The organism is Coprococcus sp. TF11-13, from assembly GCF_003481085.1.
GTDB lineage: Bacteria > Bacillota > Clostridia > Lachnospirales > Lachnospiraceae > Coprococcus > Coprococcus aceti.
The window spans coordinates 152,579-169,199 of the sequence record NZ_QUKK01000006.1 but is presented as its reverse complement, the minus strand read 5'-3'; the positions used below and the strand labels follow the sequence as shown (position 1 = coordinate 169,199).

Sequence of the window (16,621 nt, the reverse complement as noted above, 5' to 3'; positions counted from 1 at the left end):
GGCTTTGTAATATTGCTGTAAAAATTATGTCAACAAAAAAATATAAGCTCTGTGGGGAAAACTTTCCCACAGAGCTGTGTGGATAATGTGGATAACTAATTTTTTATCAGGTCATTTCCGATAGAATAGACGTTTCCGGCGCCCATAGTTATCAACAAATCATTTTTTTTGCAATTTTTTAAGAGATAATTTTCTATATCGTCGAAAGATGGAAGATAGAACGCATCAGTACCCGTCTCGGCGATCTTCTCGGCGAGTTGCTTTGCTGAGACAAGTCCGGTATCCTTCTCTCGGGCTGCATAAATATCTGCCACGATGACGTGGTCACATACCTTGAGTGCGTCTACAAACTCATCGAACAGAGCGTAGGTTCTTGAGTAGGTGTGTGGCTGGAATACGCACCACAGTTCGTTGTAGCTTGTGTTCTTTGCTGCCTTCAGTGTGGCTGCTATCTCAGTTGGATGGTGAGCGTAGTCATCCATGACTCTCACGTTGTCGAGGATGGTTCCCTTGTACTCAAAACGTCTCTCGGCACCGACACACTCTGACAGTCCCTGTTTGATGACATCTATGGAGATTCCAAGTTCAAGGGATGCCGCTATGGCTGACAGTGAGTTGTATACGTTGTGCTCACCGAATACCTTGAGTGTTATGTCAGTGATCTCTTTGCCGTCCACAACCAGTGTATAGGTTGGATGGCCGAAGTCATCGAATCGTATATTGTGTGCTGAATATTTGTTCTGTGCGCCCTTTCCAAATGTTACCACGCGGCACTCGAGGTCTCTGACAACGGTATCATAATACTTCATATCGCCGTTCACGATAACCAGGCCCTCCTTTGGAGTCTTGGTGGCAAATACATGGAATGACTCAGCGATCTCATCTATATCCTTGAAGAAATCAAGGTGGTCGGCATCCACGTTCAGTATGATACTGATAAAAGGCTTAAATGCGTGATAGCTGTTGGTGTACTCACATGCCTCTGTTACAAAGTATTCAGATTTGCCTACACGGATATTGCCGCCGATGCTGTCGAGGATTCCTCCGACTGATATGGTAGGATCAGTGTCCGCATCTATGAGGATGTAGGACAGCATGGAAGTCGTTGTTGTCTTGCCGTGGGTTCCACTGACGGCTATGGAATATTTGTAATTCTCCATGATCTGGCCGAGAAGCTGGGCTCTGGTGAGCATAGGAATGTTCTTCTCCACTGCGGCCTTGAACTCTTCATTGTCAGGATGTATGGCTGCTGTGTATACGACCAGATCTATGTTGTCTGTTATGTTAGATGCACACTGACCGATGTTGATAAGCGCTCCCATGTCGGCAAGCTGATCGGTGATTTCGGATGCTTTCATATCTGATCCGGTAACCTTGAATCCGGCCTTCAGAAGTATCTCTGCGAGACCGCTCATGCTTATTCCGCCTATTCCCATGAAATGGACGTTGATTGGCTTTGAAAAATTGATCTTGTACATTTGTATTTCGCCTTCCTTATATAAAAGATTGATTACTATATTTAAAAGTGTTTTTTATTATAGCATAACTGCCCTCAAATGAAAATAAATGGTTTTGGTCAATTGCATAGATTGTTATTGAACGAAAATTATGTTATAAATGGAGGTAGTGTGATAGATGCTGAGGAGAAAACTGCAAAACTCATGCGTATCGTAGAGGGCGTAGAAGAGGTAGAGAAGATGGATGCATTGCTCAGCCTGGCTATAACGGGCGGAGGTTATAACTGGATCTGAATGGGAAGAGTGATACGATCAGCAACTGGATCATATGCGTAGTGATTGCTATGACAGAAGATCCACAATATATATAAGTAGAGGTTAACACATGATTACAAATGACGCTACATTATTAAAGGTAAAGCACGAGGTGCTTTATGAGGTGGCAAAGCTTGCGTATGAAGGCAGGCTGGATGATGAGAGGGACAATCTTCCATATAAGATGGTTCCCGGTCCACAGCCATTTTTCAGATGTTGTATATACAGAGAGAGGGAGGTCATCAGACAGAGGATCAGACTTGCCGAGGGCAAAGCCCCTGGAACAGAGGATGATGGGAATGTAGTCCAGATCATCAACTCTGCCTGTGAAGGATGTCCTATTTCACGTTACGTAGTAACCGATAACTGTCAGAAGTGTATGGGAAGGGCGTGTCAGCAGGCGTGCCGTTTCGGTGCCATCAGCATGGGACGTGACAAGTCCTACATCGACCCATCAAAGTGTAAGGAGTGTGGACAGTGTGCCAAGGCATGTCCGTACAATGCCATTGCAGATCTGATGCGTCCATGTATCAAGAGCTGCCCGGTTGGTGCCATATCTGTGGCTGAGAATGGAACAGGTATTGCGGTCATAGACAAGGACAAATGTATAGACTGTGGTTCATGTATCCACAAGTGCCCATTTGGTGCGATCGGATCAAAGTCTTATATAGTAGATATAATAAATGACATGAGAGCCGGCAAGAAGGTATTTGCCATGTTCGCACCTGCCACATACGGACAGTTCGGTGCGGATATCACCATGGCGAGCTGGAGAACAGCCATGAAGAAGATAGGCTTCTACGATGCGGTGGATGTGGGACTTGGTGCCGACATGACAGCCATGGCAGAGGCAAAGGAATGGATGGAGGCCAAGGCAGAGGGCAGGAAGAAGACAACCTCCTGCTGTCCTGCATTCAAGCTTCTTGTGGAGAAGCATTTCCCTGAGCTGGCAGACAGGGTATCTGAGACCGTATCACCTATGTGTGCAGTGTCGAGATATATCAAGGAGAATTATGAGGATGCCGTCACAGTATTCATCGGCCCTTGTATCGGCAAGAAAGCCGAGAGTGCAGCCGGAGAGAAGGAATCTGCGGACTATGCGCTGACATACGGAGAGATCAGAGCCATGCTGAGAGCAAAGGATGTCAAGCTTGAGCCTGAGGCTGAAGATAACGACCAGTCCACACTGTTCGGCAAGAAATTTGCAAATGCAGGCGGAGTCACAGCGGCAGTCATAGAGAGCATGAAGGAGCTCGGCTGCGAGGACGAGGTTAAGGTGTGCAAATGCGATGGAATAGATGCATGTAAGAAGGCACTGACCCTCATGAAGTTCAACAGATTCCAGGATGACTTCATGGAAGGTATGGCGTGTGAAGGTGGCTGCGTGGGCGGCCCTTCAAGACACAGGGATCCGAACATGGCGATGCGTGACAGAAAGGCAGCCCTTGATAATTCTACAGATATCAACATCACAGAGAATCTTGAGAAGCAGGGAGCAGACAAGATTGATATGGTGAGAGATTAGTGCATGGAGGACAAAGACATGACAACAGTTTTGATATTTGTGATATGTGTGCTTATATTTGTGTGCGTATCGGTGGTTACGGCGATACTTGTATACAAGTCGCAGATGCGTAAGAAGAAGCTTCAGTGGGACAGCCGGCAACAGACACAGGATTCCAAGCAGGTACAGGATCAGTAGAGACTGTGATATATAATGAAATAATAAGATAATTAAGGCGTGCAGCGATGGAGATGAAACTGGACTTATCCGGGGGAAATTCATTGCTGCACGCCTTATTTTTATGGATTGAGGGAAAAACCTGTGCAGTCAAAATGTAATACCAATATGTGAAAATAAATTAAAACTTTTATTTTCCTGTTGACATGACAAAGAGATATGATAATATATGGATGTAGTAATCGAAACTACGTGTAAAGTTAATTGAAAACGCACATTAAAGTAACGTTTATTTTGATTGCTAGATAGAAATACGAACTTAGAAGACTTTTTATACTAAGTTAATACATAATGTGATAAAAAACGGCATGTATCGCCGGCGTTAAAAGGCGGAAAAACCGTTTTACCATATATATTATCAGAACTTATAGTTTATGGAGGAAATTAACATGTCAACAGAAATGAGACCAGAGCAGGGAATAGCAGGAAAGTTTGTGAGGTCAGCTCTTGATGAGAATGGAGTTCTCAGCAAGATTGAGTTCACCAACAGCGAGAATTTCAACTTCGCATACGACGTAATGGATGCTCTGGCAGAGAAGGAGCCTGATCAGACAGCGCTCATCTATGTATCAAAGGATAGAACGATCGAGAAGAAATTCACATTCCAGGATATCAAGGATTATTCCAATAGGGCAGCCAATTACTTCAAGAGCCTGGACATCAGGAAGGGTGACAAGGTAATGCTCGTGTTAAAGAGACATTACCAGTATTGGTTCACCATGATGGCTCTCCACAAGATCGGTGCCATAGCTATACCGGCGACAAATATATTAAAGGCAACAGATTATCAGTATAGAATTGAGGCAGCAGGCGTATCAGCGGTTGTGTGTACATCAGATGACGGAATCACGGCGTCCATAGATACATTTGCTGATGACAAGCTGACAAAGATCGTTGTAAATCATCCAGTAGAAGGCTGGAACTTCTTCGATGAGGGAATCATGGAGTGCAGCACCGAGTTTCCAAGACCTACAGGCGAGGATGCCGTAGGAGGAAAGGATGATATACTGTTCGTCATGTTCACATCGGGAACAACAGAGCATCCAAAGATGGTTGCACACAATCATCTGTATCCACTTGGACATTACATCACAGCAAAATACTGGCACTGCAACAAACCTGGTGAGGTTCATCTCACAGTTTCAGATACAGGCTGGGGCAAGGCTCTCTGGGGCAAGCTCTACGGACAGTGGCTGTGCGAGGCATGCGTATTCGTATTTGACTTTGATACATTCAGTGCGGACACTATATTCAAGCTTATAGAGAAGTACAATATCTCAACATTCTGTGCACCTCCAACACTGTACAGAATCCTTATCCGTATGGATATGAGTAAGTACAACCTCTCATCCCTCAGATACTGTACAACAGCGGGTGAGGCACTTAACCCTGAGGTATTTGACGTATTCAAGGAGAAGACAGGATTCACTATATATGAAGGATTTGGTCAGACAGAGACGACTCTTACCATTGGTAACCTTGAGAATACTACTCCAAGACCGGGATCAATGGGTAAGGCAAGCCCAATGTATGACGTGAGGATCATGAAGGCAGACGGAACATTTGCTGCACCTGGTGAGACAGGTGAGATCGTCATCAACATCGCAGACGGTGCGCCGGACGGACTGTTCATGGAGTACTACAGAGATCCACAGAGAACAGCCGAGGTTATGCATGACGGCTTCTATCACACAGGTGATACGGCTTACCAGGATGAGGATGGATATTTCTGGTTCGTTGGACGTGTGGATGATATCATCAAGGTTGCAGGCTACAGAGTAGGACCTTTCGAGATAGAGAATGAGATCATGAGAATACCTTATGTCCTTGAGTGTGCAGTTACATCAGTACCTGACAGCACAAGAGGTCAGGCAATAAAGGCCACTATCGTTCTCACAGAGGGTACAGTTGGCGATGAGAACCTCAAGAAGGAGCTCAAGAGATACTTCAAGGAGAACATCGCAAGCTACAAGAGACCTAGAGTTATCGAGTTCGTTGATGAGATGCCAAAGACCATCAGCGGCAAGGTAAGACGTGTTGAGATCAAGGAAAAGGACTGGAAGTAAGTCAGAAATCAGGTGAAATAAATGATAGATATAGATATGAGTAAGATCAAGCCATATGATAGATCGGTTTATTATTATGAGACGGACAGGATGCAGATAGTACACCACTCCAATTACATCAGATGGATTGAGGAGGCAAGGCTGGACTGGATGACACAGATAGGCTGGGATTACAAGTCTGTAGAGGATGACGGATATATAATTCCTGTGCTTGGTGTAACGGCTGAGTATAAGAGCATGTGCCACTTTGGCGACGACGTGCTGATACATGTCAGCCTTTCGGAGTATACAGGTGTCCGTGTAGGCTTTTCATATGAGATCGTGGACAAGAAGACAGGCGAGCTCAGGACACTTTGCACAAGCTCACATTGTCTGCTGGATGGCAACAACAAGCTTGTGTTCATCAGAAAGGCATATCCTGAGCATGATAAGCTGTTTAAGGAGCTGCTTGAGGATTACAAGAAACGTCAGAGCAAATAAACAGAGCTGTTGTCTGGTGTATAAATAATTTAATATTGTATTAATTGATGGTTATTAATAGCTGGTAAAATTGTTTGTGTAACTTTTTTATCAGCTATTTTTATCTATTTAGACATGTAATTAGTTAAAACATCCTTTTTATATTATGGCGTAAATGCTATAATGGAAACGGTTGCGTGGGAATATATGGCAGGCCGGATGCTGCTGCAAGGAGGGATCTTTTGAAAGAAGTATCACTTGATAAACAATACTACAAAGAACATATACAGAACATATTATATGATAATTATGTGAAACTGGCGCTGGTCAACATTGATACTGGGGAGTATGTGAGTGTTATCAGTGTGGACAAGAATGCAGATAATTATAAAAGTACCTCTGACGTATCTTCCTATTTTAAGGATAATAAGGGACTGGACTGCTGTCATCCTGATGAAGTCAGAGAATTTGCATATATGTGTGATATGAAGCATGTCAAAGCACTCATAGAAGCCGGAGCCAGATCCATCGTGCGTAATTTCAGGTTCAGATTGAGACTTGGCGAGGACTATGAGTGGGTTTCCATGGATATAGAAGCTGAGAAAGAGCCGAGAGAGGACGGACAATGGGTTGTGTTCGGCATGAGGGCAGTCAGCCTTGACACCCTGGTGCTGGAGGATAGTCTCAGGACACTGACAAGGGTATACAGGCGTATATTCAGGATTGATGTGACGCACAATATTTGCGAGACATTGAGAGGCGGATATATAAGAAGCAGAGATGAGGTTAAGCATGACTGCCTTGGAGATTACATTAAAGACATGACTATGGGTGGTGAGATATTCCCTGACGATGTGGACAGGGTAAGAAAGTGCCTGTCTCCTGAGTTCCTCATAAAATATTTTGCAAATGGACATGACAGATTTACCATTAGATATAAGCGTAAAATGGATATGGTGTACAGATGGGTTATGACAGAGGTCATACCTACTGCTGACTATAGAGATGACAATAAGGTATTCTATCTTTATACGAGGGATATACATGAGGAGTATTCTGAGAGCATAGAGAAACAGGAGCTGTTGGAATTTTACAGTTACAAGGATGCACTCACTCGTCTCGGCAATAGAAATGCATTTAACATTCTGTGCGACGCGTATGCAGACCGAAAGGATAAGCGGTCGGTCGGATTCGTATTCAACGATGTGAACAAATTGAAGTATGTGAATGATCATTATGGACATAAAGAAGGAGATCTATATCTTCAGAGGGTATCGCAGATGCTGGCGCAGCATTTTGGCGAAAATGCATGTTACAGGATAAGCGGCGATGAATTTGTTGTCATCATTATGGATATTGCTGAGCAGTCGTTTAACTCAATGATCGCCAGATACAAAGAGGTAATTGACGAGCAGGAGGAGGCTCCGGTTGCGTTCGGCGCAGTCTGGAAGGCTGAGGCAGATTCCATAGACAAGATAATGAACGAAGCCGAAAGACTGATGTATGAGGATAAGAAGAGATTCTATTCGAAACATCCAGAGGTCAAGAGGCGCGAGAGCGTGGAGAACGAGGCGAATATAGCTGTAGGAACTACAGAGGATGGAGTTCCGCATTACAGGAATCTTGGGAAGACAGACAGGATATTTGACGCCCTTGCAGCTACAACACTCCGAAATTATATATTTATGAATGATCTCGATACGAATGTGACAAAATGGTCTGCAAGTGCTGTGGATTACTTTGGGCTTCCTGGGCAATACATATATGATACACAGAAAGTGTGGGAGAAGCTTATACATCCAGATGACAGAGCAATATTTGAACAGGATATTACAGAGGTATTTGCGGGGCGCAAAAAGTATCATGATGTAGAATATAGAATGAGAAACAAAAATGGTGAATATGTGGTCTGCACCTGCAGAGGTTTCATCACCAAGAAAGAAAATGGTGATCCGGAGTTCTTTGTGGGCACTGTCATAAACCACGGTGTCATAGATGGGGTTGATCCGGTGACTAACCTGCACAATCAGCATGAGTATACCAAGTATATATCAATACATTTGAGAAACAGGCAGACGATGAGCATTCTGGCAATAGGAATATCCATGTTCAACAGTATCAATATGATGTATGGATATGCATATGGCAATGCTGTTCTTAAGGATTTTGCCACAAAGCTCAAAAATGTCGTCGGTGGAAAGGGACTCGTGTTCAGACTTGACGGTGCAAAATTTGCGATTTGTTCAAACGTGTATACCAAACAGGAACTCAAAGAGGTATACAGACATGTACAGAATCTTGCACTTGACAATGTAGGTCTGAATGGCACATCGATCCCGCTTAAATTGTATGGAGGTGGTCTGATATATGACCATATAGGAGCAGCCGATGAGGATGTGATAAAGAGCAGTGTGGAATATGCCTTGGAGAGATCCAAGGAGGATCATCATGGTGAACTTGTATTCTTCAATGAGGAGATCAAGGACAATGATAGAATGAGACTGCAGCTGTACAGCACAATACACAAATGTGTGGCAAACAACATGGAAGGCTTTTTCATGTGCTATCAGCCTATAGCCAATTCCGAGACAGGACACATAGTTGGTATGGAGGCTCTTCTCAGATGGAAACACAAGGAATTTGGTGTGGTTCCACCGGGAATATTTATACCGTGGCTTGAGATGGAGCCTTGTTTCTTTGAGCTTGGCAACTGGATAATAGAGCAGGCACTCACGGATGGTATGGAGGTTCGCAAGATCAGACCTGATTTTGTGGTGAATGTCAATATATCAGCGACTCAGCTTGAGAATCATGGATTCAGGCAGGCTGTTGTGGATATATTAAAAAAGACGAAGTTCCCTCCTGAGTATTTGTGCATAGAGCTCACAGAGAGATGTAAGAATATGGATATAACATTTCTGAAAAATGAGCTGGAATATTTCAGGAAACTTGGAATAAAGATCGCTATTGATGATTTTGGAACGGGAAATGCTACATTAAACCTACTCACGGAATTACCGATAGATGAGCTTAAGGTCGATATGTCATTTGTCAGGGGAATACAGGAGAGCAAGCCTAATCAGGTTCTTGTACAGGCGGTTGTGTCATGTGCTCATGAACTCGGATACAAGAGCTGCATTGAAGGTGTCGAGGACAAGGCACTGTTCGATTACCTTCACAGGTATGGCTCGACTTATTACCAGGGATATCATTTCTCCAGACCGGTTTGTCTGGAGGATTTTAAGAAATTGTTGTGAGGACGGACGAAGGCTGGCCCATTAGTGAGGGGGTATTGTGGTATCTTCAATCACGCTTGACTACTGTCGCTTCGATTTACTTCCATATGCACTCGGTTCCAGCAGCGATAAGGGCGTTGCTGCTTACACCTCGGCAGGAAGCATCGAAGCTTGGTAGTCCGCGCTACCGATTGCAGATATCACAGTACCCCCTCACCTACATTGGCCGGCCTTCTGACTTCATTGGTGCTATTGAGGTCTCGGGGCTGGGCGTCGGCGGATCTGGGCACCAGCAAGCACCATCGAAGCACAGACGTCTGCGCTAACGATTGTCGGATATATATATTACCAAGCGGGTCTTACGTTGTGTGAGGAAGGACATTTGCGTTATATGCGGTTCCAGCAGCGATAAGGGCGTTGCTGCTTACACCTCGGCAGGAAGCATCGAAGCCCGGTAGTCCGCGCTACCGATTGCAGATATCACAGTACCCCCTCTTCTGGGAATTGGTGTTATTTTAGGTGCTTTTTTGCAAAAAAGATAAAATTTTGTGCTATTTGACTTGATTGCTTCAGGTTGACATAGAACATGGGCGTTGATAAGATTGGGGTAATTGTGGCAAGTCAGATCGCTTGCTATATATCCACTCGGAATAATGTGAAAGGAGACACGATTATGAAGAGAAGAATTTTTGCTGTGTGTATGGCGATGTGCACGATGGCAATGGTTATGTTCACGGGAACAACAGGAAATGCTGTGAACGTGTATGCGGCGGATGATGTAACGGATTCTACGATATATGCAGAGTCGGATGGTGTAACAGATTCTACGATATACACAGTGCCAGACGATATGACGAATCCAGCAGTATCTACAGCGACGAATGACGAGACGGATCCGGTGACAGGAACTGCGACAGAGGAAACTGCAGATGTGGCTGCAGTTGATTACACACAGGCCCTTGGCGATACTCTTGTATATCTGAGGAAGACTGCGGATGACCCTCAGTTTGGAGCTGAGTGGAACGTGATGACTCTTGCCAGATATGCTTATGAGGATGAGGCATGGTATGGGGAATACTATGATAATGTTGTGGAGTATGTTAAGGCAAAAGGCTCGGCAAAGCTTCACAAGAATAAGAGTACGGACAATTCAAGAACTATACTTGCACTCACTGCGATTGGCGCTGATGCCACAGATGTTGGTGGATACAATCTGCTTGAGCCATTGGCCGATATGAATTATGTAACAACACAGGGAATCAATGGCCCGGTGTTTGCGTTGATTGCATTTGACACGGTAGGTTATGATATTCCGAAGCTTCCAGATGGAAGTGACGGTGTTCAGACGACAAGGGAAGGGCTTGTTGAATATATCCTTGGACGAGAGCTTTCTAGCGGTGGTTGGGCATTTTCTGGTAGTAATGCTGACCCGGATATGACAGGTATGACAATTCAGGCACTTGCGCCGTATTACAAGTCTAACACAGAGGTTAAGACGGCGGTTGACAGGGCGCTTGATGTAATGTCGGGGCTGCAGAAGGCTGATGGTGGATTTGCTTCATGGGGAACTGTGAATTCTGAGAGCTGTGCGCAGGTGATATGTGGATTACTTGATATAGGCAGGGATGCCGGAACAGATGAGGCATTTGTCAAAAATGGACATTCTGTGCTGGATGCTTTGATGGGATTCTATGTTGCGAGTGCCGGCGGGTTTGCCCATGATGTAAAACAGAATGGTGAACTGGTTGTAAATGGAATGGCTTCGCAGCAGGCTGGATATGCTCTGGCTGCCTATGACAGATTCAAAAAAGGAAAGAACACACTGTATGATATGTCTGATGCAAAGTCATTATATATCCGATCCGTGGCGACAGCGGATGTGAAACTCAGCACCAGCACGTATGTGTACGACGGCAAGGCCAAGAAGCCGGGCGTGACGGTGAAGATTGGTGACAGAGTGCTTAAGGATGGCGTGGATTACACCATTTCATATCAGAACAATGTCAATATTGGCAATTCGGCAAAGGTAGTGGTGACCGGCAAGGGAATATTCAAGGGCTCAGCCAGCAAGACATTTGTCATAAAGATGGCTGCGCCGGCTAAGACGAGTGTGTCGGCGGGTAATGGAGCAGCAGGCATAACAGTAAAGTGGAAGAAAGCGGCACGGGCTGACAGATATGTGGTGCTCAGAAAGGTTGGAAATGCAAAGAATTGGACGACTGTGGCCACCACAAAATCTCTGAGCTACACTGACCGGAAGGTCGCAAATGGCAAGAAATATATCTATGCAGTTAAGCCTGTTGGAAGTGGCGGGGAGGCTACGTATACGACCCAGACAATATACAGGGTCAATCAGGAAAAGATAACAAAGATAAAGTCAACGGTGAAGAAAAAGTGCACTGTGACTTATAAAAAAAATGCGAGTGCTTCGGGGTACAGGGTGATGTATTCCACGGATAAGACATTTAAAAAGAATGTCAAGGTGTACAGGGCATCGGTAAACAAGAAGACAAATGTGACGTTGAGCGGACTCAAGGCGGGAAAGCGGTATTATGTCAGAGTTCAGGGATTCAAGAAGGTTGGAAAGACTTATTATTACGGAGCATGGAGCAAGACTGTAAACGTTGTGATCCGAAAGAAGTAGGTGTATGGATAAGATCAAAGAATTTGTAAAGAAATATAAGAAACACATAGGTGGAGCTGTGATTGTTCTGCTGATCCTGGTGTGGGCTTTCTGGTACGGAGGAAATGCGCCGGGGACCAGAGGTTTCAAGCTGGAAAAGACCGAAGAGGGACTCACAACTGAAGCTGTAGGCGGTGCGGAACTGACGGAGACAACGAAGAGTGCGACAGAGGAAAATACTGATGCAGGGAATGACAAGAAAAAGAAATCAGACAGTTCTGTAACCGATACCTCCTCAGGAACTCATTCGGATTCTGATACATCGGAAACAGAATATCAGACTTCCGCTGAGAGCACATCGGAGAATGTGACGGAGCGAAATTCTGAGACTACCACGGAGAAGAAGACGGAGGCTACTACAAAGAAGAATACCACCACGGAGTCTCAAAAAACAACTGAGAAGAAGCCGGGGACCACGACGACTACGGAAAAGCGGAAACCGGATAAGACAACTGCTGATTCTTCTGCCACGACAAAGGCAACTACAGAGAATACAACTGAAGCGCCGAAGAAAACCTACAGTTGCACTATATCAATAGGATGTTCTACAATATTTGACAATCTGGAACTGCTAAGACCGGAGAAAAAGGACTATGTACCTGATGATGGTGTCATTCTGGGAACTGTGACTGCCACATTTGAGGAGGGGGACACAGTATTCGAAGTGCTTAAGTCGGTGTGCAGGGATTATGGTATACAGCTTGAATATTCATGGACGCCTATGTATGGAAGTTATTATATAGAAGGAATTCACAATCTGTATGAATTTGACTGTGGTGATGGTTCAGGCTGGATGTACTCGGTAAATGGCTGGTTCCCAAATTATGGCTGTTCAAGCTATGAACTCAAGCAGGGAGATGTGATAAAATGGCTCTATACATGTGACCTGGGAGCAGATGTTGGATCCGAGATGCATTGACAGATTCGCTGAGACATGGGTACTGGACATAGTGATTGATAGGAGATAAAAATATAATTGTGAAAAGACAGGATTCATTTTCCACATATCACCCTATAGTCAATCTGGTATACTTTATATTCACTATAGGATATGCCCTGGCATTTACCCATCCGGTTTGCCTGGGCATGTCTTTTATAGGGGCATTTGTGTATTCGGTATTGCTTAGGGGATATGATGGCTTCAGGACTAATATAAAATATATGATCCCACTTATATTGCTGACGGCGCTCATCAACCCGGCGTTCAGCCATCAGGGAGTGACGATACTCACATATTTTCCGTCTGGAAATCCGTTGACATTGGAGTCTATAATGTATGGAATCATGGCTGCGTTTATGCTGGTGACAGTGATATGCTGGTTTTCGTGCTTTAACTGCGTTATATCATCGGACAAGATGGTGTATCTGTTCGGCAAGGCGGCGCCAGTGTTGTCTCTGATACTTTCCATGACACTGAGGTTTATTCCGGACATAGCAGGACAGTTTGGAAAGGTGTACAGAGCTCAGAGGGCATCTGGATACAAACCAAAAGGTTCGTATTTTGTGAGAATTAGAACGGGCTGCCATGTGTTTTCTGCCGTTGTAACCTGGGCTCTTGAACGGGCGCTTGTCACTGCAGATAGTATGAGATCAAGGGGATATGGACTTTCCGGAAGATCTGCATATTCACTGTATAGATTTAGAAAAAGTGATACTAAAGCGCTTGCATTTATACTTGTGTGTGGATTGTATGTGCTGGCCGGCAGTGTGTGCGGAGGATTTGCGTTCTGGTATTATCCGTCCATAAGAGGAAGTATAAGTGGTACACTTACTGTAAGTATGTATGTAGTGTATGTATGTCTTATATGTGTTCCAATATATATGCAGGCAAAAGAAAATGTTAAGATTCGCAAAATGTGACAAAGGAGAAGCGGTGAATATATTAGATATAAAAGAACTGACATTTGCATATCCCGATAGCAATGATGATTCGGGCGAGAGATATTTGCTTGATGCATTGAAAAATGTGACACTATCAGTGGGACAGGGGGAATTCGTGGTCATATTGGGAAGTTCCGGATGTGGAAAGACCACACTTCTTAGGCAGTTGAAGACAAGTATCGCTCCTCACGGAAGATCGTCCGGGAAGATAGAGTTCAAAGGAAGAAGCCTGGAGGAGATGGATGACCGGACATCAGCAAGGCAGATCGGATTTGTACAGCAGGATGTCGATGCACAGCTTGTCACTGATAAAGTGTGGCATGAGCTGGCATTTGGATTGGAGAGTCTGGGATACGATAATGGATATATCAGACGACGCGTTGCGGAGATGTGTTCATTCTTCGGGTTGTCCGGGATATTCCACAGGCGTGTCGCAGAGCTGTCTGGCGGACAGAAGCAGATGGTGAATCTTGCGTCGGTCATGGCTCTGTCTCCGGAGGTGCTGATACTGGATGAACCGACCAGCCAGCTCGATCCGATAGCTGCGAATGAATTCATAGCATGTCTTGTGAGAATCAACAGGGAGCTTGGCACGACCATCATCATGACTGAGCATAGGCTGGAGGAGGTGCTTCCGGTGTGCAGCAGAGCGGTGGTCATGGATGAAGGCACAGTGCTGTGTCAAGGAACTGTCAAAGAGGTAGCTGCCACCCTGAAAAATGAAGGACAGAGGTTAAAGGAAAAAGGTATAAACAGAAATGGATTGTATCTCTCTATGCCGGCGGCTGTCCAGGTGTATCTGGGGCTTGATGGCTCGGATGAATCTCCGGTGACCGTAGCGGAGGGGCGAAACTGGTTGTCACAGTTTGACAGTAAGTACAGGGAATCGGGGCATGAGGTTGCGCCTGGGTATGTGCTGGTGGATGAAGGGGATGCCAGGGAGGCAGATGGTCAGAAAACTGATCATGGTGCTGGAGAAACTACAACAAAAATTGCGAATCGTCAGGACAAGTCCTGGGCAGTCATGATAGATGAGGTTCACTTCAGATACGACAAGGGTTCGCAGGAAGTACTTCGCGGTCTGGATCTTGACATATACGATAATGAGATACTTATGATAAATGGAAGCAACGGATGCGGCAAGTCGACGTTGCTCTCCCTGATAGCGGGGGTAAATAAGCCGTACCGTGGAAGAATAAAGATAAAACAGGGTAAAAGTGTGGGCATGCTCCCACAGAACCCGGAGCTTCTTTTCACAAGACGTTCTGTACGGGAAGAACTGGTGGACGCAAGTGACAGAAAAAAGTTGGTGGACATAGTGAGGTTCTGTAAGCTGGAGCATTTGATGGACAGACATCCTTACGATCTGTCAGGAGGAGAGAAGCAGAGGCTGGCACTTGCAAAGGTACTTCTGTATGATCCTGATATTTTGCTCATGGATGAGCCGACAAAGGGGCTTGATAATGGGTTTAAGGCAGAACTCAAGAGTATGCTCAGAGATCTGCAGCAACATGGCAAGACCATAGTGGTGGTGAGCCATGATGTGGAATTCTGCGCTGTGGCGGGAGACCGCATAGCGCTGCTGTTCGATGGCGAGCTTGCCACAGTGAACTGTGTACAGGAATATCTGGCGGGCAACAATTTCTTCACCACTGCGGCGGCAAGAATCTCCCAGGGGATACTTTGCGGTGCGGTTACTGTTTCTGATATATTGAAGGCATATGGAGTCAGGGAGTCGAGGACGGTATGTGGAGACGGAAACAGGATCGACGATGATGCTATAATAAAGGACATAACCTTGACGAAGGAGCGCGAAGCTGATCCCCTGAAATGGTGGCAGATACTCACGATATCTGTCACGTCGGTGATCATCATATTCTGCTTCTGGCAGACCATGGCCCAGTCCAATCTGGCAGATCTTGTGCAGAGAGGGATGACCATCACGTCAAAGGGATGGAAATATCTGGCTATGTATGGAGTGATGATATGTGCCATAGCGGGGCTGCTCCTTGCTATAAGACCTGTCACCAGAAAGAAGAACGAGGATATCGTCATGGAAGCTTCCGGTCACAGATCCGTCAGGAGAACGATATTAAGTATAGTGGCTATGCTCGTTGTGATTCCACTTACGATATGGTTTGGATGCGAGAGACTTGGAGACAAAAAATATTATTTTATATCTCTGTTGATTATAATAGAGGCAATGATCCCGTTCTTCGTATCATTTGAGGGAAGAAAGCCCAAGGTAAGGGATATAGTCACATTGGCGGTTATGTGTGCTCTGGCCGTCACGGGCAGGGCGGCATTCTTCATGCTCCCGAACTTCAGCCCGACCATGGCCATAGTGATCATATCCGGAGTGGCATTTGGCTGCGAAGGAGGATTTGTGGTCGGCGCAATGTCCATGTTCGTGTCTAATTTCCTGATGGGGCAGGGTCCGTGGACTCCATGGCAGATGTTTGCCATGGGACTGGTGGGGTTCCTGGCGGGACTCTTCTTCTCCAAAAGCGGAGTGCGGACAAAGAACACGACAAAGCTTGGACTGTGCATATTCGGAGCACTTATCTGTATATTGATATACGGCGGAATAATGAATCCGGCGTCGGTGATAATCTGGCAGCCGGCTGTGAACAGGAGCATGATCATAGCGTCATATGTGACGGGATTCCCATTTGACGTGGTGCATGGAACTGCAACGGTGATATTCCTGTGGCTGCTGGCAAGACCATTTCTTGAGAAGCTTGACAGGGTGCGGATCAAGTATGGTGTTCTGTAGACAAATA

The 16,621-nt window shown here is 45.3% G+C and carries 11 protein-coding genes; 10 read left to right on the top strand and 1 reads right to left on the bottom strand.

The genetic code is table 11. From position 1 onward, the window contains the following. Positions 1–95 precede the first annotated feature (95 nt). Positions 96–1,478, bottom strand: coding sequence for a UDP-N-acetylmuramate--L-alanine ligase (gene murC / locus DXD11_RS10955; RefSeq protein WP_015534568.1), 1,383 nt, complete (start codon positions 1,476–1,478; stop codon positions 96–98). A 117-nt stretch (positions 1,479–1,595) separates the two neighbouring features. Between murC and DXD11_RS14245 the strand changes: the two genes are divergently transcribed. The 10 genes from DXD11_RS14245 to DXD11_RS14570 all read left to right on the top strand — a co-directional run bounded on the left by DXD11_RS14245 (position 1,596) and on the right by DXD11_RS14570 (position 16,614). Then, positions 1,596–1,751 carry a hypothetical protein gene (locus tag DXD11_RS14245; protein ID WP_158579439.1) on the top strand — a complete coding sequence of 52 codons (156 nt, stop codon included), beginning with the start codon at positions 1,596–1,598 and terminating at the stop codon, positions 1,749–1,751. A gap of 91 nt (positions 1,752–1,842) precedes the next feature. Then, the gene (locus DXD11_RS10950) at positions 1,843–3,297 is read left to right on the top strand and encodes a 4Fe-4S dicluster domain-containing protein (RefSeq protein WP_015534570.1); all 1,455 of its coding nucleotides are present in this window, start codon (positions 1,843–1,845) and stop codon (positions 3,295–3,297) included. An 18-nt stretch (positions 3,298–3,315) separates the two neighbouring features. Then, positions 3,316–3,474: a hypothetical protein gene (locus DXD11_RS14345; RefSeq protein ID WP_165852775.1), complete on the top strand. Its 159-nt coding sequence runs from the start codon at positions 3,316–3,318 to the stop codon at positions 3,472–3,474. Positions 3,475–3,902: 428 nt separating this feature from the next. Next, positions 3,903–5,579, top strand: coding sequence for an AMP-binding protein (locus tag DXD11_RS10945; protein WP_118016967.1), 1,677 nt, complete (start codon positions 3,903–3,905; stop codon positions 5,577–5,579). Between the two features lie 21 nt (positions 5,580–5,600). Continuing rightward, on the top strand, positions 5,601–6,059 hold the full coding sequence (locus DXD11_RS10940) for an acyl-CoA thioesterase (protein WP_118016966.1): 459 nt from the start codon (positions 5,601–5,603) through the stop codon (positions 6,057–6,059). 221 nt (positions 6,060–6,280) lie between these two features. Further along, the gene (locus DXD11_RS10935; protein WP_147360980.1) at positions 6,281–9,295 is read left to right on the top strand and encodes an EAL domain-containing protein; all 3,015 of its coding nucleotides are present in this window, start codon (positions 6,281–6,283) and stop codon (positions 9,293–9,295) included. A gap of 652 nt (positions 9,296–9,947) precedes the next feature. After that, positions 9,948–11,918: a fibronectin type III domain-containing protein gene (locus DXD11_RS10930; protein ID WP_118758390.1), complete on the top strand. Its 1,971-nt coding sequence runs from the start codon at positions 9,948–9,950 to the stop codon at positions 11,916–11,918. A gap of 4 nt (positions 11,919–11,922) precedes the next feature. Continuing rightward, entirely contained in the window at positions 11,923–12,876 is a 954-nt protein-coding gene (locus DXD11_RS10925; RefSeq protein ID WP_118758389.1) for a DUF4430 domain-containing protein, read from the top strand. A gap of 59 nt (positions 12,877–12,935) precedes the next feature. Beyond that, positions 12,936–13,817 (top strand): energy-coupling factor transporter transmembrane component T, encoded by an 882-nt coding sequence (locus DXD11_RS10920; protein ID WP_242849667.1) that lies wholly within the window; start codon positions 12,936–12,938, stop codon positions 13,815–13,817. A 13-nt stretch (positions 13,818–13,830) separates the two neighbouring features. Next, positions 13,831–16,614, top strand: a complete 2,784-nt coding sequence (locus DXD11_RS14570) for an ATP-binding cassette domain-containing protein (protein ID WP_147360979.1) — start codon at positions 13,831–13,833, stop codon at positions 16,612–16,614. Positions 16,615–16,621 lie beyond the last annotated feature (7 nt).